The sequence below is a fragment of the Noviherbaspirillum sp. genome (assembly GCF_036563305.1).
Taxonomy (GTDB): domain Bacteria; phylum Pseudomonadota; class Gammaproteobacteria; order Burkholderiales; family Burkholderiaceae_D; genus Noviherbaspirillum.
The window spans coordinates 650,786-673,781 of sequence record NZ_DATCMQ010000016.1 but is presented as its reverse complement, the minus strand read 5'-3'; the positions used below and the strand labels follow the sequence as shown (position 1 = coordinate 673,781).

Below are 22,996 nucleotides of genomic sequence, written 5' to 3'. Positions count from 1 at the left end.
CGGCTTGTCCTTGCAGCAGGAAGGCGCCTGCAACCAGGCCCAGTGCCGCTGCCCGCACTGTTCAGCGCGGGAGCCGCGTCAGGACGGCCCTGGCATTGCGTGAAGTGATGTCGGCGACATGTTCGACCGGGACGCCCCGCAGCTCCGCCAGCACCGTACCGATACGCGGCAGCTCGGCCGGGCTGTTCCTGCCCGGGTGCACCCAGGTCGGCGGAATATCAGGCGCATCCGTTTCGAGTACCAGCGCCTCTTCGCTGACGCCGGCCGCCAGTCGCCGTATCTGCAGCGCGCGCGGAAAGGTCATCGCACCGCCGAAACCGAGCTTGAAGCCGCGGCGGATGAACTCGTCGGCCTGCTGGAAGCTGCCGTTGAACGCATGGGCGATGCCCCCGCCCACGTCGACCCGGCGCAGATACTTCAGGACATGATCCTGCGACCGCCGCACGTGCAACAGCACGGGAAGGCCGAAGTCGCGCGCGATCTTCAGCTGCGCGCTGTAGAAATGCTCCTGCTTCTCGCGCATCTCCGGCCGGGCCAGCTGCGGGATGAAGAAATCGAGTCCGATCTCCCCGACCGCCACGAACTTGGCGTCGTCGATCGCGGAACGGATGGCGTCGCGCAGCCGCTCGAGGTCTTCCTCGCCGGACTGCGGCACAAAGAGGGGATGGATGCCGAGCGCGTAGACACAGTTTCGGTGCTCTGCGGCGAGCTGTCGCACAGCATCGAAGTTGCCGGTCGCGACCGCGGGTATCACGACCTGGTGAACGCCCTGCTCCGACGCCCGCCGGGCGACATCGCCGTGCTCCCCCGAAAACTCGCCGGCATCGAGATGGCAATGCGTGTCAATCCACATACGGATGCAGCCCGTCTTCCGACAGCCGCAGCACGCGGTCGCAATGGCGCGCGAGTTCGACGTCGTGCGTGACGATCACGAACGCGGTGCCGAGCGTGCGCGACAGTTCCAGCATGAGATCGAAGGTGCGATGCGCAGTCGCGCGGTCGAGGTTGCCGGTCGGTTCGTCGGCCAGCACACAGGCCGGACGGGTCACCAGTGCACGCGCAAGTGCGACGCGCTGCCGCTCGCCACCGGACAATTCGCCGGGAACGTGCGAGACGCGGTTCGCCAGCCCCACGCGCGCCAGCACTTCCTGTGCTGCCTGGTGGGCGTCGGACCGGTTCTCGCGCCGGATCATCAGCGGCATCGCGACATTGTCGAGTGCGGAAAATTCGGGCAACAGGTGGTGAAACTGGTAGACGAAGCCGAGCGATCGATTGCGGAGCTCGCCCCGCGCGGACTCGCTGAGCCGCGCGATGTCCTTGCCAAGGAGGGTGACATCGCCGCTGCTCGGGACGTCCAGTCCACCGAGCAGATGCAGCAGCGTCGACTTGCCGGAACCGGAGGCGCCGACGATGGCGACGCGTTCCCCCTTGTCGATGCTGAAGTCGACCCCACGGAGCACGTCGACCGCGTATTTGCCTTGCGTGAAGGTCTTCTTCAGTGCGCGGCACGAAAGTACTGTTTGAGCCATGCCGATTCCTATTCGTAGCGCAGTGCTTCTGCCGGACGCACGTTTGCCGCCCGCCAGCTTGGGTAGAGGGTCGCCAGGAAGGCCAGTACCACCGCGACGCCGCCGATCGTCCAGACATCCGGCCAGCGCAGGTCGGAAGGCAGGGAGGTGATCAGGTAGATTTCCTTGGACAGGAACTGTACGCCGAGCAGCCCCTCGATGAACGGCACGATTACGTCGATGTTCAGTGCGACGAGGACGCCGAGGCCGACGCCGATCGCCGTGCCCAGCAGACCGACCATCGCGCCCTGGATCATGAAGATCTTCATGATGGAGCGGGGCGACGCGCCGAGCGTGCGCAGGATGGCAATGTCCGCCTGCTTGTCGGTCACTGTCATGACCAGCGTCGACACCAGGTTGAAGGCCGCGACGGCGATGATCAGCGTCAGGATGATGAACATCATGCGCTTTTCCGTCTGCACCGCGGCGAACCAGGTCCGATTCTGCTTGGACCAGTCCAGGATCAGCAGGTTGCCACTCAGGATGCGTGACAGCCCGAGCGCCACCTCGGGGGCCCGCTGCATGTCTTCCACCCGCAGCCGCAGCCCGGTCGGCGCTTCCAGCTTGAACATCCGTAGCGCATCGTCGATATGGATGAAAGCCAGGCTTGAATCGTATTCATTGTGGCCTGCCTCGAAGACGGCGCCTACCGTAAACTGTTTCAGCCGCGGCAGGACGCCGGCCGGCGTGATCTGTCCCTGTGGCGCGATCATCGTCAGCTTGTCGCCGACACTGACGCGCAGGCCGCGCGCCAGTTCGCGCCCGACGACAATGTTGAACGACCCCGGCTGCAAGGCGTCGAAGCTGCCGTCGCGCACCTGCCCCGCCACGTCGGATACCTTCGGCTCCTCTTCCGGCAGCACGCCGCGGATCACGACGCCACGCACCGTGTCCTCCTTCATCACCATCGCCTGGGCCGCGACGTATGGCGCGGCGCCCTTCACCTCCTCCAGCTGGAAGGCTTCCTTCGCTGTCGCGCGCCAGTCGGGCATGCTGCCATTGGCGTCGAACACCTCGATGTGGGACAGCACCGACAGCATGCGGTCGCGCACTTCCTTCTGAAAGCCGTTCATCACCGAAAGCACGACGATCAGCGCCGCCACGCCGAGCGCGATGCCCGCCATCGAGATCAGGGAAATAAAGGAGATGAAACTGTTGCGCCCGCTGCGCCGTCCCGCGCGCGTGTAGCGCATGCCGACCAGCCATTCGAACGGGACATTCCTGGACTTGCTCAAAAAAGACTCCTGAAGAATTGCCCAGATCATCGCCGATCCCGCCGCCGCGGGAATTGCGATGCATCACTTTATGGATTTCTTGGCAACATCCGATGAAGCGGGAAGTTTGCCATACAATGCGTCAATGAGTCATCCGGAAATACTGATTCCCTTCGGGCTACCCCCCGCCGAACTGGCCGGCGACATGCTGCGGCAGCTGCCAGCCCCTTCCCTTGCAACCATGCTGTCCCGTGCGCACAGGGACGTCGTGGGCGTGAAGTCCGATGCCCCTTTCCAGCGTGCGCTGCCGCATGAGCGCTGGCTGGCGTCGCGCGTCGGCATCGCGGATGCAGGCGCGGCCAACAGCAGCCCGCCGGTCGCCCGGCTCCTGCTCGACACATACTGCAAGGAGGCGCCGCGGGGAACCTGGTTCGTGCTGCAGCCAGTCCACATTCATGTCGCCCGGGATCACCTCGTTCTCACCGACCCAAGGCAACTGGCGCTCGGCGACGAGGAGGCGCGCGTGCTTTTTGCGCTTGCCCGCCCCTTGTTCGAGGAACACGGGCTGGATGCGGTCTACGGCGACGCGCAGACCTGGTTCCTGCGCGCCGACGCCTGGACGGACATGGATACCGCCACGCCGGACGCGGCGGCCGGCCATAACATCGACATCTGGATGCCGCGCGGGACGCATGAACGCGCGTGGCGAAAAGTGCAGAACGAAGTGCAGATGCACTGGTTCACGCACCCGCTGAATGCCGCGCGCGAAGCACGCGGCCTGAAACCCGTAAACTCCCTCTGGCTCTGGGCGGGCGCGTCCCCTAACCAGCCGGCGCCCGGGGTCCCTTTCACCCACGCCTGCAACCTGGACGGCTGGGCCGCGGCATTCCGCCGGTGTGCCGGCGCCTCCGTCCATGCCCGGTCGGCCTCGATGTTGCCGTCGGATGGCGCAGGGAACATGCTCATCCTGGTCGACGCGCTGGTGCCGCACTACCTGTCGGCCGACTGGGGCAGTTGGCTTGCGCGCGTGCAGGAACTCGAAGAGGCATGGTTCGGCCCCCTGCTGGAAGGAGTAAAATCCGGCGTTCATGAGCGGCTGTCGATCCTGCTGTCGGACGACAACCATCTGTTGGAATTCACGTTGACCCGTCCCGCGCTCCGCAAATTCTGGCGCAAACCCAGCCTCGCCCCCCTCGTTCCATGACCCGCATCGTTGCACGCCCCTATCCGTTTCGTACCGCAGAGATGCTCCGGCAGCAAGGCATCCACCCCGTCCTTGCCCGCCTCTTTGCGGCGCGCGGCCTGGCTACAATCGACGAGTTGTCGAGCGAGCTCGGCGCGCTGATTGCGCCGTCCGGCCTGCTGCATGTCGATGCCGCCGCGGCCTTTCTCGCCGATGCGATCGCCGCGCGGAAGAAGCTGGTGATCGTGGCCGACTATGACTGCGACGGTGCGACGGCGTGCGCAGTGGCACTACGAGGGTTGCGCTCGCTGGGTGCACGGGTGGACTACATCGTCCCCAACCGGTTTGAATACGGCTACGGCCTGACCCCGGAAATCGTCGCCCTGACGGTACGGGAAAAACAACCTGACATCATCGTCACCGTCGATAACGGGATCGCCAGCGTTGACGGCGTGGCCGAAGCGAACCGCCTGGGAATCGAGGTGGTCGTTACCGACCATCACCTGCCCGGCGCCACCCTGCCGGACGCGCGGGTAATCGTCAATCCGAATCAGCCTCAGTGCGGCTTTCCGAGCAAGAACCTGGCCGGGGTCGGCGTCATGTTCTACGTGTTGCTCGCCCTGCGCGCCGAGATGCGCCGGCGCGGCGCATTCGATGCACAGAACCAGCCCCGGCTCGACGCCCTGCTCGACCTCGTCGCACTCGGCACGGTGGCCGACGTCGTCAGGCTCGATGCCAACAACCGGATCCTGGTGGCGCAGGGGTTGAAGCGCATGCGGTCCGGCCGCATGCATCCCGGCATCGCGGCGCTGTTTCGCGCTTCGGGCAGGGAAGCGCGGCGCGCCTCGCCGTTCGACCTTGGTTTTGCCCTCGGACCGCGGCTGAACGCGGCCGGCCGCCTGGCCGACATGTCGCTCGGCATCGAATGCCTGACGACGGACGACGAAGGCCGGGCATGGGCAATTGCCCAGCAACTCGACACGATCAATCGTGAGCGGCGCGACATCGAAGCCGGCATGCAGGACACCGCGCTGGCGCTGCTCGACAGTTTCGAGCCGAAGAGCCGGTCCACCATCAGCGTCTTTGACGACGGCTGGCACCAAGGCGTCATCGGCATCGTGGCGTCGCGGCTGAAGGACAAGTTCTATCGCCCCACCATCACATTTGCTCCCGGCGGCGACGGGCTGATCAAGGGTTCCGGCCGCTCCATTGCCGGCTTTCATCTGCGCGACGCGCTCGACCTGGTGTCAAAGCATGCGCCGGACGTGATCCAGAAGTTCGGCGGGCATGCGATGGCGGCCGGCCTCACCATACGCGCCGAAGCCTTCGACCACTTCTCGGCGGCATTCGAGGCCGTTGGGCGCGACTGGCTGAGCGAACATCAGCTCGAACGCATCATCGAGACCGACGGCCCGCTGGAGGAAGCCTACTTCACGCCGCAGTTCATCGAATTGATGGATGGACAAGTCTGGGGCCAGGGTTTCTCGCCACCCGTCTTCTGCGACGAGTTCCGGGTGCTCAACCAGCGCATCCTGAAGGAACGCCATTTGAAGCTGACGCTGGAAAAAGGCGGGCGGCGCTACGATGCCATCTGGTTCGGCCACGTCGACGACCTTCCCGAACGCGCCCGCATCGCTTATCGGCTCGACGCCAACGAGTACAACGGGGCAACGCGGGTCCAATTGCTGGTCGAGCACGCGGAAGCCGCCTGAACCCGGCCGGAAGGGCCTCGACCGGCCAATCGGGTGAGGCCGTCGGGTATAATGACGGGTTTGATTTCACAAGAATCCGCCATGGAAGCCGAACGCATCAACGCCCTCTCCACCCTGTTGACCGACCTCAGCAGTCGGTCGGCCGAACTTCGGAGGTATCTTTGACTTCGATGTGAAGTCCGAGAAACTCGAGCAAGTCAACGGCGAGCTGGAAGACCCGAACGTCTGGAACGACCCGAAGCGGGCCCAGGACCTCGGGAAGGAAAAGAAAGCGCTGGAAGACATCGTCAACACCCTCGTCAAGATCGACGCCGAGCTTGGCGACGCCCGCGACCTGTTCGACATGGCGCGCGACGAGCAGGATGACGACACGCTCGTCGCCATCGAAGGCGACGCCCAGGCAATCCTCAAGCTGGTCGAGGGCCTTGAATTCCGCCGGATGTTCTCCAATCCGATGGACCCGAACAATTGCTTCATCGATATCCAGGCCGGCGCCGGCGGCACCGAGGCCCAGGACTGGGCGTCGATGCTGTTGCGCCAATACCTGCGCTATTGCGAGCGCAAGGGATTCAAGGTCGAGATCCTGGAGCAGTCGGAAGGCGAAGTGGCCGGCATCAAGACCGCCACCCTGAAAGTCGAGGGCGACTACGCCTACGGCTTCCTGCGCACCGAGACCGGCGTGCACCGCCTGGTGCGCAAGTCCCCGTTCGATTCCGCCAACGGCCGGCATACCTCGTTCTCCAGCATCTTCGTCTACCCCGAGGTGGACGAATCGATTGACATCGACATCAATCCCGCGGACGTCCGCGTGGATACCTACCGCGCCTCGGGAGCCGGTGGACAGCACATCAACAAGACCGACTCCGCGGTGCGCCTGACGCACGCGCCCTCGGGCATCGTGGTGCAGTGCCAGAACGACCGAAGCCAGCACCGCAACCGCGCCGAGGCCTGGGAAATGCTGAAGTCGCGCCTCTACGAGATGGAACTGCGCAAGCGCATGAGCGAGCAGCAGAAGCTGGAGGACTCGAAGACCGACGTGGGCTGGGGCCACCAGATCCGCTCCTATGTGCTCGACCAGTCGCGTATCAAGGACTTGCGGACGAATTTCGAAACCGGCAATACCAAGGCCGTTCTTGACGGTGAACTCGACGACTTCATCGCGGCCTCTCTCAAGCAAGGCGTGTAGGCCGCAGCTGCCATTCCTTATATCGACCGACTCTTCATGACCAACCAGAACGAAAACGCGGTTCCGCAAGACGAGAACGCCATCATCGCCGAACGGCGCAGCAAGCTCGCCGCACTGCGCGCGCAAGGCGTGGCGTACCCGAACGACTTCCGCCCGCAGCACAAGGCGGCCGACCTGCACGCGCAGTATGGCTCCCTGGACAACGAGACCCTCGAGGCCAAGCCGATCCCGGTGACGGTGGCCGGCCGGATGATGCTCAAGCGGGTCATGGGCAAGGCCTCCTTCGCGACCATCCAGGATGCCTCCGGCCGCAATGCCGACGGCCGTATCCAGCTCTACATCACCAATGACAACGCTGGCGAGGAAACGCACGCCGCCTTCAAGCACTACGATCTCGGCGACATCCTCGGTGCGGAAGGCGTCCTGTTCAAGACCAAGACCGGCGAGCTGTCGGTCAAGGTGACCGGATTGCGCCTGCTGACCAAGGCGCTGCGCCCGCTGCCGGACAAGTTCCACGGCCTGCACGACCAGGAGACGAGGTACCGCCAGCGCTATGTCGACCTGATTACCAGCGAGGAGACCCGCCGCACGTTCAGGGCGCGCACCGCCGCCATGTCGTCCATGCGGCGCTTCATGGCCGAGCACGGCTTCATGGAAGTCGAAACACCAATGCTGCATCCGATTCCGGGCGGCGCGGCTGCGAAGCCTTTCATCACCCACCACAACGCGCTCGACATGCAGATGTACCTGCGCATCGCGCCGGAGCTCTACCTCAAGCGGCTGGTGGTCGGGGGCTTCGAGCGTGTATTCGAAGTCAACCGCAACTTCCGGAATGAAGGCGTGTCGCCACGCCACAATCCGGAGTTCACGATGATGGAGTTCTATGCGGCGTATGTCGACTACAAGTGGCTGATGGACTTCACCGAGGCCGTCATCCGCCAAGCCGCGATCGATGCCCACGGCACTGCCCTGCTCAGCTATCAGGGACGTGAACTCGACTTGAGCAAGCCGTTCCATCGCCTGACCATCGTCGAAGCAATCAACAAGTACGCGCCGCAGTACAACACTGCACAGCTGAACGACGCCGCGTTCCTGCGCGAAGAGTTGAAGACCCGTTTCAAGGTCCAGCCCTTGTCCAGTTCCGGCCTCGGTGCCCTGCAACTGGCGCTGTTCGAGGAAACGGCGGAGGCACAGTTGTGGGAGCCGACCTACATTGTCGATTACCCTGTCGAAGTGTCCCCGCTTGCCCGCGCTTCCGACACCACGCCGGGTATCACCGAGCGTTTCGAACTGTTCATCACCGGCCGGGAAATCGCCAACGGCTTCTCCGAGCTGAACGATCCGGAAGACCAGGCGGCCCGCTTCCAGGCGCAGGTCGCCGCCAAGGATGCCGGCGACGAAGAAGCGATGTATTTCGATGCCGATTACATCCGGGCGCTCGAATACGGCCTGCCGCCGACAGGAGGCTGCGGCATCGGCATCGACCGGCTGATGATGCTCATCACCGACTCGCCGAATATCCGCGACGTGATCCTGTTCCCTCATCTGCGCCGCGAAGACTGACGCACGGTCCGCTGCAGAAGCCTTGACGGAGTCCTTCGGGACTCCGTTTTTCATTCAGGACAAGCCGCTGCCGCCTTCCTCTTGCGGGTTCGCAGCGGGGTTACAAAGCCTTACAGGTGATACGCAAAGGGCCTTTGTGCCGAATACCCCCTCTTCGATAATTACCTCATCGAACTATTCGTTTGGATCCACTGAAGGAGGTAAGCATGGAAATCAACAAGAAACCCGCACGTATCCATCCCCTGGTTGCAGGCGCATCAATCTCGGTCATGCTGGTCAGTCTCACCGGGATTGCCGCGATGACCGGCCTGCTGCCGAACTCACACAGCACCGACGCACCCGCGTCCAGCCAGCTTGCCAGTGCCGTCGGCGCAGCGGCGGCGGCTTCCTCGCCCGCCGCACTGGTCGAGGCCACGCCGAAGGCACAAGTTCATACACCGCAAGTGCAAGCGGAGTTGCAGGAAACACCGGCAGAGCCAAAGAAGGCCGCCCCACGTCAGGCGCAGGCGAAAGAAACCCCGGCGCGCCGGACGAGCTATGCCGAACCCGCCCGGGTAGCAAGTGCCCCTATCGTCTGCCATAGTTGCGGCCGGGTGGAGTCGGTGCAGGCAATCAAGCAGCAGGCGCAAGGTTCGGGCGTCGGCATGGTGGCAGGCGCTGTGCTCGGCGGTGTCCTCGGTAACCAGGTCGGCGGCGGCAACGGGAGGAAACTGGCCACGGTAGCAGGCGCCGTCGGCGGCGGCTACGCCGGCAATGAAATCGAGAAGCATACCCGCGCGACCACTACTTATCAGGTCCACGTCAGGATGGAAGACGGTGCCAGCCGCACGTTCTCCTATCAACAGCAGCCTGGCTGGGGTATCGGCGACCGCGTGCGCGTGGTGAACGGGCAGCTCGCTTCCCGCGCTTGATACGGACGCAATAACCACGAATAGGGCGGCGCAAATGCCGCCCTTTTTTCATTGCAGCAGTGAGTGGGCCGCGCATCCCGTGGGGGGAAAGACACAGAGGTCTTGCCAATGCATGCCGCCGATCGCATACTTGTTTTTTTGATATTACACAAGCAGGGCCGGATGCAGCCTGCCGACACCAGATGGAAAAAATCAGCGGTGCCCTTCCCCACTTTTCCCGCAGCCATACAGGCGTCGCGACGGCGCAAGCCGCTACCGGTAGCGCGACAACCGACAAAAGTGCTGGGTTTGCGAACTACTGCCTTCTCCCCTACGCCGACAGCAGGAACATGCACTACTTCGAGCTAGAGCAAACTATCGCCCGCTACACCGACCTCTACAGCAGCGCTCCCGTCGCCTGTTTCAGCCTTGATGCCGAAGGCGTCATCCTCGATGCAAACTTGATGGCGGCGGGAATGCTCGGCGCCACGCGCTCCTCACTCCGGGGCCGCCGCCTTGAGGGCTTCATTGCCGACGGCGCAAGACTGTCCTATACGATTTTTCTCGAGCAGGTGTTCCTTCGCGACAGCAAGGAAACCTGCGAACTGACATTCGTCGACAGCGACGGACAGCGTTTTTTTGCCCATGTAGAAGCCAGCGCAGACGTCGCCGGTGAAACCTGCCGTATCGTCTTGTGTGACATCAGCGAACGCAAGCAGGCCGAGGTAGGGCTCATTGAAAGCGAAGAACGTTTCCGCCTCATGGCAGACTCGGCGCCGGTGCTCATCTGGATAACCGGGCCGAACCAGAACTACCTCTGGTTCAACAAGATGTGGCTCGATTTCAGCGGCCGCAGGCTGGACGAGGAACTGGGCTCGGGATGGCTGGATGGGGTTCACGAAGACGACAGGGATGCCTGCGTCGCCATCCAGACGGCCGCATTCCGGACCCGAGAGCCTTTCAGCATGGAGTACCGTCTGATGGGCCAGGACGGTCAGTTCCACTACATGCTTGCGCGCGGTGTCCCTCGCAGCTCTCCCACCAGGCGCTTCCTGGGCTATATCGGCAGCACGATCGACATCACCGAACGGAAGAAGGTCGAAGAGGCGCTCAGGCACTCGCGCCAGCTGTTGCGTCACCTCGTGTCATACCAGGAAAAAGTCAGGGAAGACGAGCGCAAGCGCATCGCAAGGGAAATACACGACGACTTGGGCCAGAACCTTCTGGCACTGCGTATCGACGTCTCGATGCTGCACACCCGCACGTTGCAATCCCATCCGAAGCTGAATGCGCGCGTCCAGGTCGCCCTTGACCACATCGATGCCACGATCAAGGCAGTGCGCGCGGCAATCAACAATCTTCGGCCCGCCGTGCTGGACCTCGGGCTCGGCGCAGCAATCGAGTGGCAGGTACAGGATTTCAAGCGGCGCAGTGGCATTGCGTGCGAGTTGCAGATGGACGACGACTTCAGTCTGGACGACAACCGGGCGACTGCCCTCTTCCGCATCTTGCAGGAATCCCTGAACAACGTCCTGCGCCACGCGCGGGCAAGCCAGGTTCGGATTTCGCTTCACCGCGAAGGCGCACAGCTCTTCATGCAAATCTGCGACAACGGAGTGGGCATCTATCCGGCATGCAGGAGGAAAGCGAATTCCTTCGGACTGGTGGGTATTGAAGAACGCATCAGCGCCCTCGGCGGCGGGCTCTCTATCGACGGCGACAAGGTCAAAGGCACCACGCTCACCGTGTCCATGCCGCTACTGAGTACATAGCGCCGGCCCTGCTCAGCGCGCCTCCTCGATCCAGGCCATCTGAATGGCTTCGAGAATTTTTTCCCCTGAGCGTGAAGGATCGTCGTCGAAGTCTTCCAGAGCGCAAACCCACTTGTGCAAATCGGTGAACCGTACGGTCAGCGGGTCAACGTCCGGATGCTTGTCGTTAAGTTCTTCAGCGATGCGCACAGTATCGGTCCATTTCATCGCACTACCCTTTCAATGATTCTCGCTGACCTGGTTGATCGTGTACTTCGGAATCTCAATCACCAGGTCCGCATCACCGACCACAGCCTGGCAGGACAGCCTGGACGTCGCCTCGAGACCCCACGCGCGATCAAGAAGATCCTCCTCTTTTTCTTCCGGGTCGCCCAGAGACTGAAATCCTTCCCGCACCACGACATGGCAGGTCGTGCAGGCACAAGACTTTTCACAGGCGTGTTCGATCTCGATATCGTGCTCAAGCAGGACATCGCAGACGGAACGGCCCGACGGGGCATCAATGACCGCCCCGTCGGGGCACAGCGTTGCATGAGGAAGAACGACAATTTGCGGCACTTTTTATCCTTGTGGTGTATTTCAGTTGTTTCCGGCGGTCGCCTTCAGGCGAGCTGATCCAGCTTCTTGCCCGCAAGCGCCGATCGCACGCTGCGGTCCATGCGCCGCGCTGCAAATTCTTCCGTCCCCCGCGCCAGTTCCTGGACTGCGTCCTTGAGTGCGGCCTGGTCGTCAGCGCCGGCACGTTCCCGTACCGCAGTCATCAATGCCTCGAGCGCGCTGCGCTCCTCTGCGGATAGAAGCTCGCCGTCGGCCTCAAGCGCGGACTGCGTCGCAATCAGGATGCGCTCTGCCTCGACTTGCTCCTCGCGCAATGCGCGCAGCTTCATGTCCTCGTCGGCGGCGCGATAGGAATCCTGCAGCATGCGGGCGATCTCATCGTCTGCAAGGCCATACGACGGCTTGACAGAGATCGAGGCCTCGACGCCCGACCGCTGCTCACGGGCCGATACCGACAGCAAGCCATCGGCATCTACCTGGTAGGTGACCCGGATACGCGCTGCGCCGGCGGCCATCGGGGGAATGCCGCGCAGTTCGAAACGCGCAAGCGAGCGGCAGTCGCTCACCAGTTCCCGCTCTCCCTGAACGACGTGGATCGCCATGGCCGTCTGTCCATCCTTGAACGTCGTGAATTCCTGTGCGCGTGCACAAGGAATCGTTGAATTCCTCGGGATGACCTTTTCAACCAGTCCGCCCATGGTCTCGATGCCGAGGGACAGGGGAATCACGTCCAGCAGCAGCCACTCGTCGCCGGCCGCGCGATTGCCGGCCAGCAGGTTGGCCTGGATCGCGGCACCGAGCGCCACCACCTTGTCCGGGTCGATATTGGCAAGTGGCGTGGTGTGGAAAAACTCGCCGACTGCCTTGCGAATATGGGGCATGCGTGTTGCGCCGCCAACGAGGACCACGCCGTCCACGTCTTCCGCAGTGAGGCCGGCGTCCCGCAGCGCTTTCCTGCAGGGCGTGATGGTCTTGGCGACGAGATGCTGCGTGATCTGGGAAAAGGTCTCGGCAGACAGCACGAGATGGACTTCTTCGCCGGAGGACAGCATGGCGTCAATACTGGTTTCCGCCTGGGTGGAAAGCAATTCCTTTGCTTCCCGCGCTTTGACCATCAGAACCCGCATGTCCTTGTCCGACAACGGGGAAAGCCGGGCCTGCTCGATCATCCAGCACAGCAGCCGGTGGTCGAAATCGTCGCCGCCAAGCGCTGAATCGCCGCCAGTGGCAAGCACTTCGAAAACCCCCTTGCTCAGCTTCAGGATGGAGATGTCGAACGTGCCGCCACCAAGATCATAGACGGCGTACACGCCCTGCGATCCATTGTCGAGACCATACGCGATCGCCGCGGCGGTCGGCTCGTTCAGGAGCCGCAGGACATTCAGTCCCGCCAACCTGGCCGCGTCCTTGGTCGCCTGCCGCTGCGCATCATCGAAATACGCGGGCACGGTAATGACCGCGCCGACGAGTTCGTCGCCGAGTACGTCCTCTGCACGCTGGCGCAAGGTCGCAAGGATCTCGGCAGAGATCTCGACCGGGCTCTTGATGCCCGCCACCGTCTTCAGCTGCACCATCCCCTTGCCGTCGACAAAATCGTACGGCAGGTTCTCGACATGCGCGATGTCCTTCAGCCCGCGTCCCATGAAACGCTTGACCGAGACGACCGTATTCTTGGGATCGACCGTCTGTGCAGCCTGGGCCTTGTAGCCGATATGCGCATTGCCTGCGGGAAGATAGCGCACGATCGACGGCAGCAACGGGTGGCCGTCCTCGTCGGTCAGCACTTCCGGGATGCTATTGCGCACGGTGGCAACCAGCGAATTGGTTGTGCCGAGGTCGATGCCTACCGCCAGCCGGTGCTGGTGCGGGGCGGTGGACATGCCGGGTTCGGAGATTTGGAGTAAGGCCATGTTACCTGATCAGGTTTTCAGCTCGCTGGGGCCGCAGTTCGCGCCTCAGCCTTCGAGCTTTTCATAAACGGACTGGACTTCCTCATCGAGTTTTTCCAGAAACATCAGCTGCCGGACAGTTTGTCCGGCAGCGTCATAGTCATTCGCGTCCAGACGGGCGGCGATCTCCGCCAGCTTCGCGTCGCGCGCTGCCCGCAGATCCTTTTCGAGACTGCCCAGCATGGCGATATCGGCTGCCTCCCTGGCGTCGTCCAGTGCCTCGCGCCATTCCATCTGCTGCATCAGAAAGTCGCGGGGCATCGCGGTGTTCGATTCGACCTGCAGGTCCACCCCGTGCAGTTCGCACAGGTAGGCTGCGCGCCTGAACGGGTTCCGCAGCGTCTTGTAGGCCTCGTTCGCACGCGCCGCCCATTGCAGTGCTACACGCTTTTCGCTATCCGTACCGTTGGTGAACTTGTCCGGATGGACCCGGCTCTGCACCTCGCGGTAGGCGGCCTCCAGCGCGTTGAGGTCAACCGCAAAGCGCTCGGGGAGGTGGAAGAGTTCGAAATGGTTTTGCATGTCTGCTTAAAACAAAAGCCTGTTCGCACGCGGACAGGCTTGGGGGAAAGCGTGTTTCCAGCCCCGCTAGGGGTACATATACGGCGTCAGATGCGAAAGCTCTCGCCGCAGCCGCACTCATCCTTCACGTTTGGATTGTTGAACTTGAAGCCCTCGTTCAGACCTTCGCGTGCAAAATCCAGCTGGGTGCCGTCAATGTAGGGCAGGCTTTTCGGGTCAACGAATACCTTGACGCCGTGGGATTCGAACACCGTATCCTCCGGCGCGCTCTCGTCGACGTATTCCAGCTTGTAGGCCAGCCCGGAACAACCGGTCGTGCGGACGCCCAGCCGAAGACCGAGGCCTTTCCCGCGCCGTTCCATGTAGCGATTGATGTGCTTCGCGGCCTTTTCAGTCAGCGTGATCGCCATGTCTTCTCTCTTTCACGTATCCGCAGCAGCGGAGGCTCAGGCCGCTGCCTTCGTCTCGTTACCGTGCTTGGCCTTGTAGTCCTGCACCGCGGCCTTGATTGCGTCTTCGGCGAGGATCGAGCAATGGATCTTCACCGGAGGCAGCGCCAGCTCCTCCGCAATCTGCGTGTTCTTGATCGACATCGCCTGATCCAGCGTCTTGCCCTTCACCCATTCGGTGACCAGCGAAGAGGACGCGATCGCGGAACCGCAGCCATAGGTCTTGAACTTGGCATCCTCGATCACGCCGTCGGCGCCGACCTTGATCTGCAGCTTCATCACATCGCCGCAAGCGGGCGCACCTACCATTCCCGTGCCCACCGACTCGTCACCTTTTTCGAAGGTGCCGACGTTGCGGGGATTCTCGTAATGGTCAAGAACTTTTTCAGAGTAAGACATCTTGATGCTCCTAATGACTTGAAGTTTGTTCCGCGACTAGTGCGCGGCCCACTGGATGGTGCTCAGGTCGATACCATCCTTGTACATTTCCCACAGCGGTGAAAGCTCGCGCAATTTCGACACCTTCGACTTGATCAGGTTGATCGTGAAGTCAATGTCCTCTTCCGTCGTAAAGCGGCCGATCGTGAAGCGGATCGAGCTGTGCGCCAGCTCATCGCTGCGACCGAGGGCGCGCAGCACATAAGATGGTTCCAGACTGGCCGAAGTACAAGCAGAACCGGATGACACTGCGATGTCCTTGATCGCCATGATCAGCGACTCGCCCTCTACATAGTTGAAGCTCACGTTCAGGTTGTGCGGCACACGGTGCTCCATGTCGCCGTTCACGTAAACCTCCTCGATCTCGCCGAGGCCCTTCGCCAGCCGGTCGCGCAGTGCACGGATGCGCGCGATCTCGCTTTCCATTTCTTCCTTGGCCAAGCGGAACGCCTCGCCCATGCCCACGATCTGGTGGGTTGGGAGCGTGCCCGAACGCAGTCCGCGCTCATGGCCACCGCCGTGCATCTGTGCTTCGATGCGCACACGCGGCTTCCGGCGGACGTACAGCGCGCCGATGCCTTTCGGACCATAGGTCTTGTGTGCGGTGAAAGTCATCAGGTCGACCTTCCACTTCTCCAGGTCGATCGCCAGCTTGCCGGTCGCCTGTGCTGCATCGCAATGGAAGACGATGCCCTTGCTGCGGCACAGCTCGCCGATCTCCGGAATCGGCTGAATGACCCCGATTTCATTATTGACCAGCATGACGGAAACCAGGATCGTGTCCGGGCGGATCGCTTCCTGCAACTGCTCGATCGTGATCAGCCCGTTGTCCTGCGGCTGCAGATAGGTGGCCTCGAATCCCTGGCGCTCAAGCTCGCGCACCGTGTCCAGCACAGCCTTGTGCTCGGTCTTTACGGTGATGATGTGCTTGCCCTTGGTCTTGTAGAAGTGGGCGGCGCCCTTCAACGCAAGGTTGTTTCCCTCGGTGGCGCCGGAGGTCCAGATGATCTCGCGCGGATCGGCATTCACCAGGGCGGCAACATGGCCGCGTGCCTCCTCGACTGCCTTTTCCGCGCTCCAGCCATACATGTGGCTGCGCGACGCCGGATTGCCGAACTGTTCGCGAAGATACGGAATCATCTTGTCGGCGACGCGCGGGTCGATCGGCGTCGTCGCCGAATAGTCCATGTAGATCGGGAAATGCGGCGCCTTGATGGTATCAATCAGGCTCTTTTCCAAAGGGGCATTCATGTTCTGCTTCACTCCTATCAAGCGGCGACCGGCGGACGGGGCACCATGATGATGTTTTGTTCGGCGGCCTTTTGCCGCTGCTGGTCGACGAGGTCCTTTAGCGAAACCGAATCCAGGTATTCGACCATCTTCGCGTTGAGCGTGGCCCACAAGTCATGGGTCATGCAACGGCTTCCATGCTCGTGTCCCGCACCGTGGCAGTTTTCCTTGCCACCGCACTGTGTAGCGTCGAGTGGCTCATCGACCGCGATGATAATGTCGGCCACCGTGACATCCTCGGGCCGGCGGGCCAGCGTGTATCCGCCGCCCGGACCCCGCACGGATTCCACGATCTCGTGGCGGCGCAGTTTTCCGAACAGCTGCTCCAGGTAGGAGAGGGAAATTTCCTGGCGCTGGCTGATAGCGGATAACGTGACCGGACCCTTGTCTTCGCGTAGTGCCAGATCGATCATCGCCGTCACTGCAAAACGGCCTTTCGTAGTCAGACGCATAAACTCTCAGCTCCAAAAAAACTGCCGATTCCCAATATCCCGGATACCCGAAGAATTTGGTCAAGTATAACAAAGTTGAGTAGATTTGTCAGGTATTAGGTCGTACTGGACAAGCATCTGAGGAGTTGCGCGAAGTCAACTCGTCATTATTTCATAAATGCTACGGGGGCGTCGGTTGCGGTCGTACTACTGCAGCTTGAAGCGCAGGAACATCATGTACACGGTGGGATTTTCACCGTAGGCAGGCGTGAAAGCGGAGGGAACAAGGTGACGCGTGACGAAGGCACCGGCCTGCACCTGCACGCCGGGGGACGACTGGATCTCCTGGAAATAGCCTGCGCTCAGCCGGTTCAGGGTGAACCACTGGCGCCGGTAGCCTTCGCTGTCGCGGATCAGCTCATCACTACCGACGCGCTCGAGGCGGCTGAATAGCGCGTGCACTCCGGCAAACCTAGCCGTGGCCTCCAGCAGGAAACCCGAAGTCGACTCGCGCAAGCGCCGGCTGCTCCGTCCCCAGGCAAGCGTGCTTTCGAGGCTGACAGAACCGAGATGGGCGTGATAGGTGGCGGACAAAGCGGTCCTGCGCAGACTCTCGTCGGCGACCAGGTAGTCAAGGCCGCTGACGCGGCCGCGGACAAGTTGCAGCGTCAGGTTTTCCGCCGGCCGGAAGGACAAGCGCGAAAAACGCGCCCTGACACGTTGGATTTCGGCAACCCGCTCCTTGTCGTCGGGCCCGGCGCTCACTGTAGCAGCACGCTCGAATCTGAACTGACGCCACCGGTAGCCAAAAACCATTCCGGTCGGTTCCCCGTCGGTGTGATACAGCCAGCGATAGACCTGGGCAAGCCTGTCCCGCCCATATCCGTCAGCCTCATCGAAGGCGACGCCTAGCCGTTCTGCCGTAATTTCCGCTCCAGCCGCAGTATCCACGTCCGCGGACGGCTCCGCCCCCCTGTCTTCCACGCTGGCGTAACCGGGCAATGCGGCAGACAGGAGCGTTGCGAGGACAGCAATGCGGGTCAGGGCATGGAACTTCGGCATACCCTACCCCAGCAATGCGCCATGCGCGACCATCGACTGCATCAATCCCTTGCAGCCGTCCTCGATGTACGAAAGCACCGTATCGAAGTCCTTCGAGCCGCGGTAGTAAGGATCATGGACGACGGTAGCGTTATGGCGCTGCGCGTATGCCATCAACAAGCCGAGTTTGCCGCGATGCTGCGGCGGACACATACGCTGGAGCAGATCCAGGTTATTGAAATCCATGCCGAGGACCAGGTCGAAGGCCTCGAAGTCCGCAGGCGTCACCTGCCGGGCACGGAGTGCTGAAAGGTCATAGCCGCGCTTCCGTGCCGCAGCCTGTGCCCGGGGATCAGGTGGGCAACCTACATGGTAATCGTGCGTGCCCGCGGAATCGACGATCACCCGGTTTGCCAGACCGGCGTCCACCAGGTACTTGCGCATGACGGCCTCGGCAGTCGGGGACCTGCAGATGTTCCCCATGCAGACGAACAGCACTGCACATCTTCCGTTGTGTTTCATGGCCACCCCCGCCCATCTCGCCGCCGAAAGCGACGGCGTATTCATGCAGTGGATTTTGCAGCAGGGCGAAACCAGGGAATTAACCCGCGTCAAAACCTGCAAGCCTCGGTCCGCGCCGCGGCCGGGAAGTGCACCGGATCTCGAGATCGATCAAACCTGCGGCGGTTCTAACCCTTCTGCAGGAGCCGCATCGGCCCGAACAATTCCCTCATCGCCGCGTTTGAAATGAACGAGAGATTGTAGGGATGCTCGGAACGTACGCTTGGCAAGCGGGAAGTCACTTCAAGACCTGCCAGTTGCTCGGCGATCTTCCCCCATAACACGAGCAGCGGAAGCTGGTCGCTGGCGCGCCGGGCGGCGAGCGCCTCCAGCACGATTCGCAGGAAAGGACGCCATGCCCTGGCGTCCCTCACCGGGGGGACATCATGGCGGAACACCAATGTCGCGTTCAGCAACAGAAAGCCCCGACCAACAAGATTGTCCTGCAATTCGGAGAGGTCCCGGATATAGGGGGACGTGCCGGCGGCGACCCTGCGGGCCACCTCCTCCAGCGCGGCCCCGGAGGTGGCATCCACGCTCAGCGTCCCGTCTGCAACCAGCAGCATTTTCATGAAATTTCGCAGGGATGTCGCACGATTCACCTGCTTCGAAAGTCCCTTCTCCGACCAGAGCGATCTCACCGCCCCGTCCATGAAGCAGACGCCGGTTGCGCTGGCCTCGCGCGGGTAAGGCCCCTCGCCGACGAGGACGTAACGTACGGCGTCCAGCGGAATACGGAACGCCGCGAACAGGCGGCCGCCGGTCGGCAGGTAGGCAGCCGACACCAGAGACGGCAGATAGGCGGGATCGGCTGCTGCCACTTCCCGCAAGGCGTCTTGCAGGATGGAGTGCCAGGAAGGATGGGCGAGACCGAGCGCCTCGCCTATCTGATCGGGTATGGAATGCGGCATGGACGACGGAACGACGGATTGATTACAGGGCGGTCATTTTAACGTCACACCCGCCGCCACGACCCGCCTTCGAGGTTTGCCTCCGAGGTCTGCCCTTACTTCCCGAGCATCGGCACGACGTTGTCCGAACCCGGGGCGCCGAACAACTGCTCCTTCAGCAGGTGCAATTGATCGCGCACCTGGGCGGCCTTCTCGAACTCCAGGTTCTTCGCATGCTCGACCATCAGTTTTTCAAGCCGCTTGATCTCCTTGCTCACCTGCTTCTCGCTCATGTTTTCGTACTTGGCCTGCTCCTGGGCGACCAGAAGCTCGTCGCGCGCTTCCTGCGGACTGTAAACGCCGTCGATCAGGTCGCGGATTTCCTTCCTGACCCCTGTCGGCGTGATGTTGTTCGCCGCGTTGAAAGCCAACTGCTTCTGCCTGCGACGCTCCGTTTCGCCGATTGCCCGCTGCATCGAATCGGTCATCCGGTCCGCGTACAGGATTGCCGTCCCGTTGAGGTTGCGCGCGGCGCGGCCGATGGTCTGGATCAGACTGCGTTCCGAGCGCAGGAAGCCCTCCTTGTCCGCATCGAGAATCGCCACCAGCGACACCTCGGGAATATCCAGACCCTCGCGCAGCAGGTTGATGCCGACCAGTACGTCGAAGGTGCCAAGCCGCAGGTCGCGGATGATTTCCACCCGCTCGACCGTATCGATGTCGCTGTGCAGATAGCGCACCTTGATCGCGTTATCGCTGAGGAACTCCGTCAGCTGCTCTGCCATTCTCTTTGTCAGCGTGGTGACCAGCACCCGCTCGTTCTTCTTCACCCTGTCCGTGATCTCCGTCATCAGGTCGTCGACCTGGGAGCTCGCCGGCCGTACGATGATCTGCGGATCGACCAGGCCGGTCGGCCGAACGACCTGCTCCACGACCTGCCCTGCATGCGAGGCTTCGTATTCCGCCGGCGTGGCGGAGACGAAGACCGTCTGCCGCATCTTGCTTTCGAACTCCTCGAACTTCAGCGGCCGGTTGTCCAGCGCCGAAGGCAGCCGGAAACCGTAGTCGACCAAGTTGACCTTGCGCGCCCGGTCGCCGTTGTACATGCCGTTGAGCTGACCTAACAACACATGGGATTCGTCGAGGAACATCACGGCATCCTGCGGCAGGTAGTCGACGAGTGTCGGCGGCGGCTCTCCGGGACGCGCCCCCGTCAGGTGGCGGGAATAATTTTCGATCCCCTTCGTGAAGCCGATCTCCTGCATCATCTCGAGGTCGAACCGGGTACGCTGCTCGAGGCGCTGCTCTTCGATCAGCTTGTTCTCCTTGCGGAAAAACTCGAGGCGGTCCCGCAGCTCGTCCTTGATGCTTTCGATCGCGCGCAGGACCGTCTCGCGAGGGGTCACGTAATGTGAGCCGGGATAGACGGTGAAACGGGGAATCTTCTGCCTGACCCGGCCCGTCAGCGGGTCGAACAGCTGCAGGCTGTCGATCTCGTCGTCGAAGGTCTCGATACGTACTGCAAGTTCAGCATGCTCCGCCGGGAATACGTCGATGGTATCGCCGCGCACGCGAAATGTGCCCCGGCCGAAATCCACTTCATTGCGGGTGTATTGCATCTGGATCAGGCGCGCAATCAAGTCGCGCTGACTGACCTTGTCCTTCGCGCGCAGCGTCAGGATCATCCTGTGATATTCATTCGGATTACCGATACCGTAGATGGCGGAGACCGTGGCAACGATGACAACGTCGCGCCGTTCCATCAGCGACTTGGTGCACGACAGGCGCATCTGCTCGATGTGCTCGTTGATCGACGAATCCTTTTCGATGAACAGGTCGCGCTGCGGCACGTAGGCCTCGGGCTGGTAGTAGTCGTAATAGCTGACGAAGTACTCCACCGCGTTCTGCGGGAAGAATTCCCGGAATTCGCTGTACAACTGCGCAGCAAGCGTCTTGTTCGGGGCAAACACGATCGCCGGGCGTCCGAGGCGGGCGATGACATTCGCCATCGTGTAGGTCTTGCCGGAACCGGTTACGCCGAGCAGCGTTTGATAGGAAAGGCCGTCCTCGATGCCTTCGACAAGCTTGGCAATCGCGCCGGGCTGGTCGCCCGCTGGAGGAAAAGGCTGGTAGAGTCGATAGGGCGAATCGGGGAAGGTGACGATCTTCGCCTCATCGAGGGAGGTATGTACCTGGGATAAATCTGCCATCTGGATTCGACCTTTGGTAAAATATTTAGTTGCACGTAAGTTCTTGGTTTCTTAGGTAAAACTCACCGCAACCGTGCTGCCCGTGGCACCCGCGCGCAGCCAATTTTTCATGTTATCACGATGAACCTTCCTCATTCCGCCTCCCTCTTCACCGCCGTCGAAATGGCGCCGCGTGATCCCATTCTCGGCATCACAGAAGCCTTCAACGCCGACAAGAACCCGAACAAGGTCAACCTCGGCGTCGGCGTCTACTACGACGACAACGGCAAGGTGCCGCTGCTGGAATGCGTGCGCAAGGCGGAGGCGGAACTGCTGGCGAAAGCCGCTCCCCGCACTTACCTGCCGATCGACGGCCTTCCCACTTACGACAAGGCAGTGCAGGAGCTGGTATTTGGCGCCGACAGCGCGGTTGTACAAGAGAAGCGTGCCATTACGGTGCAAGCGATCGGCGGGACGGGGGCACTGAAGATCGGCGCCGATTTCCTGAAGCGCTTTGCCCCTGACGCACAGGTCTGGATCAGCGATCCGAGCTGGGAAAACCACCGCGCCCTGTTCGAATCCGCCGGTTTCGTCGTCAACAACTATCCTTACTATGACCCGGCAACCCGCGGGGTGAACTTCGCCGGCATGCTCGCCGCGCTGAAGGACATGCCTGCCGGCTCTATCGTTCTGCTGCACGCATGCTGCCACAATCCGACCGGCGCCGACCTGACCGAGGCCCAGTGGACGCAAGTGATCGAGGTCGTGACCGGCCGTGGCCTGGTCCCCTTCCTCGACATGGCCTACCAGGGCTTTGGCGACGGCATCGATGCCGACGGCAAGGTTGTCCGCCAGTTCGCCGAGGCGGGAGGCCCGCTGTTCGTCTCCAATTCCTTCTCCAAGTCGTTCTCGCTCTACGGGGAGCGTGTCGGCGCGCTGAGCATCGTGGCCGTCAATGCCGAGGAGGCCGCGCGCGTCCTGTCGCAGCTGAAGCGCGTGGTACGCACCAACTATTCGAACCCGCCGATGCACGGTGGCCAGGTCGTCTCGACGACCCTGTCCTCACCGGAGCTGCGCAAGCTGTGGGAAGACGAACTGGCAGGGATGCGTGTGCGCATCCGCGAAATGCGCCAGGCCCTCGTGCAAAAGCTGAAGGAAAAGGCTCCTTCGCACAATTTCGATTTCGTCATCAACCAGCGCGGCATGTTCTCCTACTCGGGCCTCAGCAAGGCGCAGGTTGAACGCCTCCGCAGCGAGCACGCCGTGTACGCGGTGGATACGGGCCGCATCTGCGTCGCCGCCCTCAACTCGCGCAACATCGATGCGGTGGTGGACGCGATCGCGAAGGTACTGTAAGGAAAAATCGGTCCGCCGATCCGCGAGTGCAATTTCTGGTTCAGCTTTTTTGACATTTCCGGAAAGATCGGCCTATAATAGCGGCTCTGTTCCCTGATAGCTCAGTCGGTAGAGCGACGGACTGTTAATCCGCAGGTCCCTGGTTCGAGTCCAGGTCGGGGAGCCAAAGAATCTCAAGGGCTTACGTGCAAACGTAAGCCCTTTTCCTTTGGCGTCGCCCCCTGCCCTCTCCCT

Annotated in this window: 22 protein-coding genes and 1 tRNA gene; 8 read left to right on the top strand and 15 right to left on the bottom strand. The window is 62.1% G+C overall.

The window, feature by feature from the left end; genetic code table 11:
• Positions 1-61 precede the first annotated feature (61 nt).
• The 3 genes from VIM12_RS19620 to VIM12_RS19610 are packed head-to-tail and all read right to left on the bottom strand — an operon-like array spanning position 62 to position 2,833.
• Positions 62-853 carry a TatD family hydrolase gene (locus tag VIM12_RS19620; protein WP_331943830.1) on the bottom strand — a complete coding sequence of 264 codons (792 nt, stop codon included), beginning with the start codon at positions 851-853 and terminating at the stop codon, positions 62-64.
• A complete protein-coding gene (gene lolD / locus VIM12_RS19615; protein ID WP_331943828.1) occupies positions 843-1,529 on the bottom strand; it encodes a lipoprotein-releasing ABC transporter ATP-binding protein LolD in 687 nt (228 codons plus the stop codon). Before lolD ends, VIM12_RS19620 begins: the two co-directional genes overlap by 11 nt.
• Positions 1,530-1,537: 8 nt before the next feature.
• Positions 1,538-2,833, bottom strand: coding sequence for a lipoprotein-releasing ABC transporter permease subunit (locus tag VIM12_RS19610; protein ID WP_414691809.1), 1,296 nt, complete (start codon positions 2,831-2,833; stop codon positions 1,538-1,540).
• A 94-nt stretch (positions 2,834-2,927) separates the two neighbouring features.
• Here VIM12_RS19610 and VIM12_RS19605 point away from each other — a divergent pair, with 94 nt between their 5' ends.
• The 6 genes from VIM12_RS19605 to VIM12_RS19580 all read left to right on the top strand — a co-directional run bounded on the left by VIM12_RS19605 (position 2,928) and on the right by VIM12_RS19580 (position 11,088).
• A complete protein-coding gene (locus VIM12_RS19605) occupies positions 2,928-3,986 on the top strand; it encodes a hypothetical protein (RefSeq protein WP_331943824.1) in 1,059 nt (352 codons plus the stop codon).
• The gene (recJ, locus tag VIM12_RS19600; protein WP_331943822.1) at positions 3,983-5,677 is read left to right on the top strand and encodes a single-stranded-DNA-specific exonuclease RecJ; all 1,695 of its coding nucleotides are present in this window, start codon (positions 3,983-3,985) and stop codon (positions 5,675-5,677) included. The genes VIM12_RS19605 and recJ overlap by 4 nt, the downstream gene beginning before the upstream one ends.
• 81 nt (positions 5,678-5,758) lie before the next feature.
• A protein-coding gene (gene prfB / locus VIM12_RS19595; protein ID WP_331943820.1) for a peptide chain release factor 2 occupies positions 5,759-6,863 on the top strand; the annotation gives its coding sequence in 2 pieces (ribosomal slippage) (positions 5,759-5,839 and positions 5,841-6,863; 1,104 coding nt in all).
• Between the two features lie 36 nt (positions 6,864-6,899).
• Complete coding sequence (lysS, locus tag VIM12_RS19590) at positions 6,900-8,426, top strand: lysine--tRNA ligase (RefSeq protein ID WP_331943818.1); 1,527 nt, start codon at positions 6,900-6,902, stop codon at positions 8,424-8,426.
• 206 nt (positions 8,427-8,632) lie between these two features.
• On the top strand, positions 8,633-9,337 hold the full coding sequence (locus VIM12_RS19585) for a glycine zipper 2TM domain-containing protein (protein WP_331943816.1): 705 nt from the start codon (positions 8,633-8,635) through the stop codon (positions 9,335-9,337).
• A 182-nt stretch (positions 9,338-9,519) separates the two neighbouring features.
• A complete protein-coding gene (locus VIM12_RS19580; protein ID WP_331943814.1) occupies positions 9,520-11,088 on the top strand; it encodes a PAS domain S-box protein in 1,569 nt (522 codons plus the stop codon).
• 12 nt (positions 11,089-11,100) lie between these two features.
• Here the strand turns inward: VIM12_RS19580 and iscX are convergent, their stop codons facing one another.
• The 12 genes from iscX to uvrB all read right to left on the bottom strand — a co-directional run bounded on the left by iscX (position 11,101) and on the right by uvrB (position 21,427).
• Positions 11,101-11,295, bottom strand: a complete 195-nt coding sequence (gene iscX / locus VIM12_RS19575) for a Fe-S cluster assembly protein IscX (RefSeq protein WP_331943812.1) — start codon at positions 11,293-11,295, stop codon at positions 11,101-11,103.
• A 12-nt stretch (positions 11,296-11,307) separates the two neighbouring features.
• A complete protein-coding gene (gene fdx, locus VIM12_RS19570; RefSeq protein WP_331943810.1) occupies positions 11,308-11,646 on the bottom strand; it encodes an ISC system 2Fe-2S type ferredoxin in 339 nt (112 codons plus the stop codon).
• 44 nt (positions 11,647-11,690) lie between these two features.
• Positions 11,691-13,556 carry a Fe-S protein assembly chaperone HscA gene (gene hscA / locus VIM12_RS19565; protein WP_331943808.1) on the bottom strand — a complete coding sequence of 622 codons (1,866 nt, stop codon included), beginning with the start codon at positions 13,554-13,556 and terminating at the stop codon, positions 11,691-11,693.
• Positions 13,557-13,601: 45 nt separating this feature from the next.
• A complete protein-coding gene (hscB, locus tag VIM12_RS19560) occupies positions 13,602-14,117 on the bottom strand; it encodes a Fe-S protein assembly co-chaperone HscB (protein WP_331943806.1) in 516 nt (171 codons plus the stop codon).
• Between the two features lie 86 nt (positions 14,118-14,203).
• A complete protein-coding gene (gene iscA, locus VIM12_RS19555; RefSeq protein WP_331943804.1) occupies positions 14,204-14,527 on the bottom strand; it encodes an iron-sulfur cluster assembly protein IscA in 324 nt (107 codons plus the stop codon).
• A gap of 36 nt (positions 14,528-14,563) precedes the next feature.
• On the bottom strand, positions 14,564-14,965 hold the full coding sequence (iscU, locus tag VIM12_RS19550; RefSeq protein WP_331943802.1) for a Fe-S cluster assembly scaffold IscU: 402 nt from the start codon (positions 14,963-14,965) through the stop codon (positions 14,564-14,566).
• Between the two features lie 36 nt (positions 14,966-15,001).
• Positions 15,002-16,255 carry an IscS subfamily cysteine desulfurase gene (locus tag VIM12_RS19545; RefSeq protein ID WP_331943800.1) on the bottom strand — a complete coding sequence of 418 codons (1,254 nt, stop codon included), beginning with the start codon at positions 16,253-16,255 and terminating at the stop codon, positions 15,002-15,004.
• 17 nt (positions 16,256-16,272) lie between these two features.
• Positions 16,273-16,746: a Fe-S cluster assembly transcriptional regulator IscR gene (gene iscR / locus VIM12_RS19540; protein ID WP_331943798.1), complete on the bottom strand. Its 474-nt coding sequence runs from the start codon at positions 16,744-16,746 to the stop codon at positions 16,273-16,275.
• Positions 16,747-16,932: 186 nt separating this feature from the next.
• Positions 16,933-17,787: a hypothetical protein gene (locus VIM12_RS19535; RefSeq protein ID WP_331943796.1), complete on the bottom strand. Its 855-nt coding sequence runs from the start codon at positions 17,785-17,787 to the stop codon at positions 16,933-16,935.
• A gap of 3 nt (positions 17,788-17,790) precedes the next feature.
• Entirely contained in the window at positions 17,791-18,288 is a 498-nt protein-coding gene (locus VIM12_RS19530) for a low molecular weight protein-tyrosine-phosphatase (protein ID WP_331943899.1), read from the bottom strand.
• 167 nt (positions 18,289-18,455) lie between these two features.
• Positions 18,456-19,238, bottom strand: a complete 783-nt coding sequence (locus VIM12_RS19525; RefSeq protein WP_331943794.1) for a uracil-DNA glycosylase — start codon at positions 19,236-19,238, stop codon at positions 18,456-18,458.
• Positions 19,239-19,333: 95 nt separating this feature from the next.
• Positions 19,334-21,427, bottom strand: coding sequence for an excinuclease ABC subunit UvrB (gene uvrB / locus VIM12_RS19520; RefSeq protein ID WP_331943792.1), 2,094 nt, complete (start codon positions 21,425-21,427; stop codon positions 19,334-19,336).
• 120 nt (positions 21,428-21,547) lie between these two features.
• On the opposite strand from uvrB, the gene VIM12_RS19515 reads away from it, so the two are divergent.
• Both VIM12_RS19515 and VIM12_RS19510 read left to right on the top strand, forming a co-directional pair.
• Positions 21,548-22,762 carry an amino acid aminotransferase gene (locus VIM12_RS19515; RefSeq protein ID WP_331943790.1) on the top strand — a complete coding sequence of 405 codons (1,215 nt, stop codon included), beginning with the start codon at positions 21,548-21,550 and terminating at the stop codon, positions 22,760-22,762.
• Positions 22,763-22,852: 90 nt separating this feature from the next.
• Positions 22,853-22,928: transfer RNA gene (locus VIM12_RS19510), tRNA-Asn, on the top strand.
• The last annotated feature ends 68 nt before the right edge of the window (positions 22,929-22,996 follow it).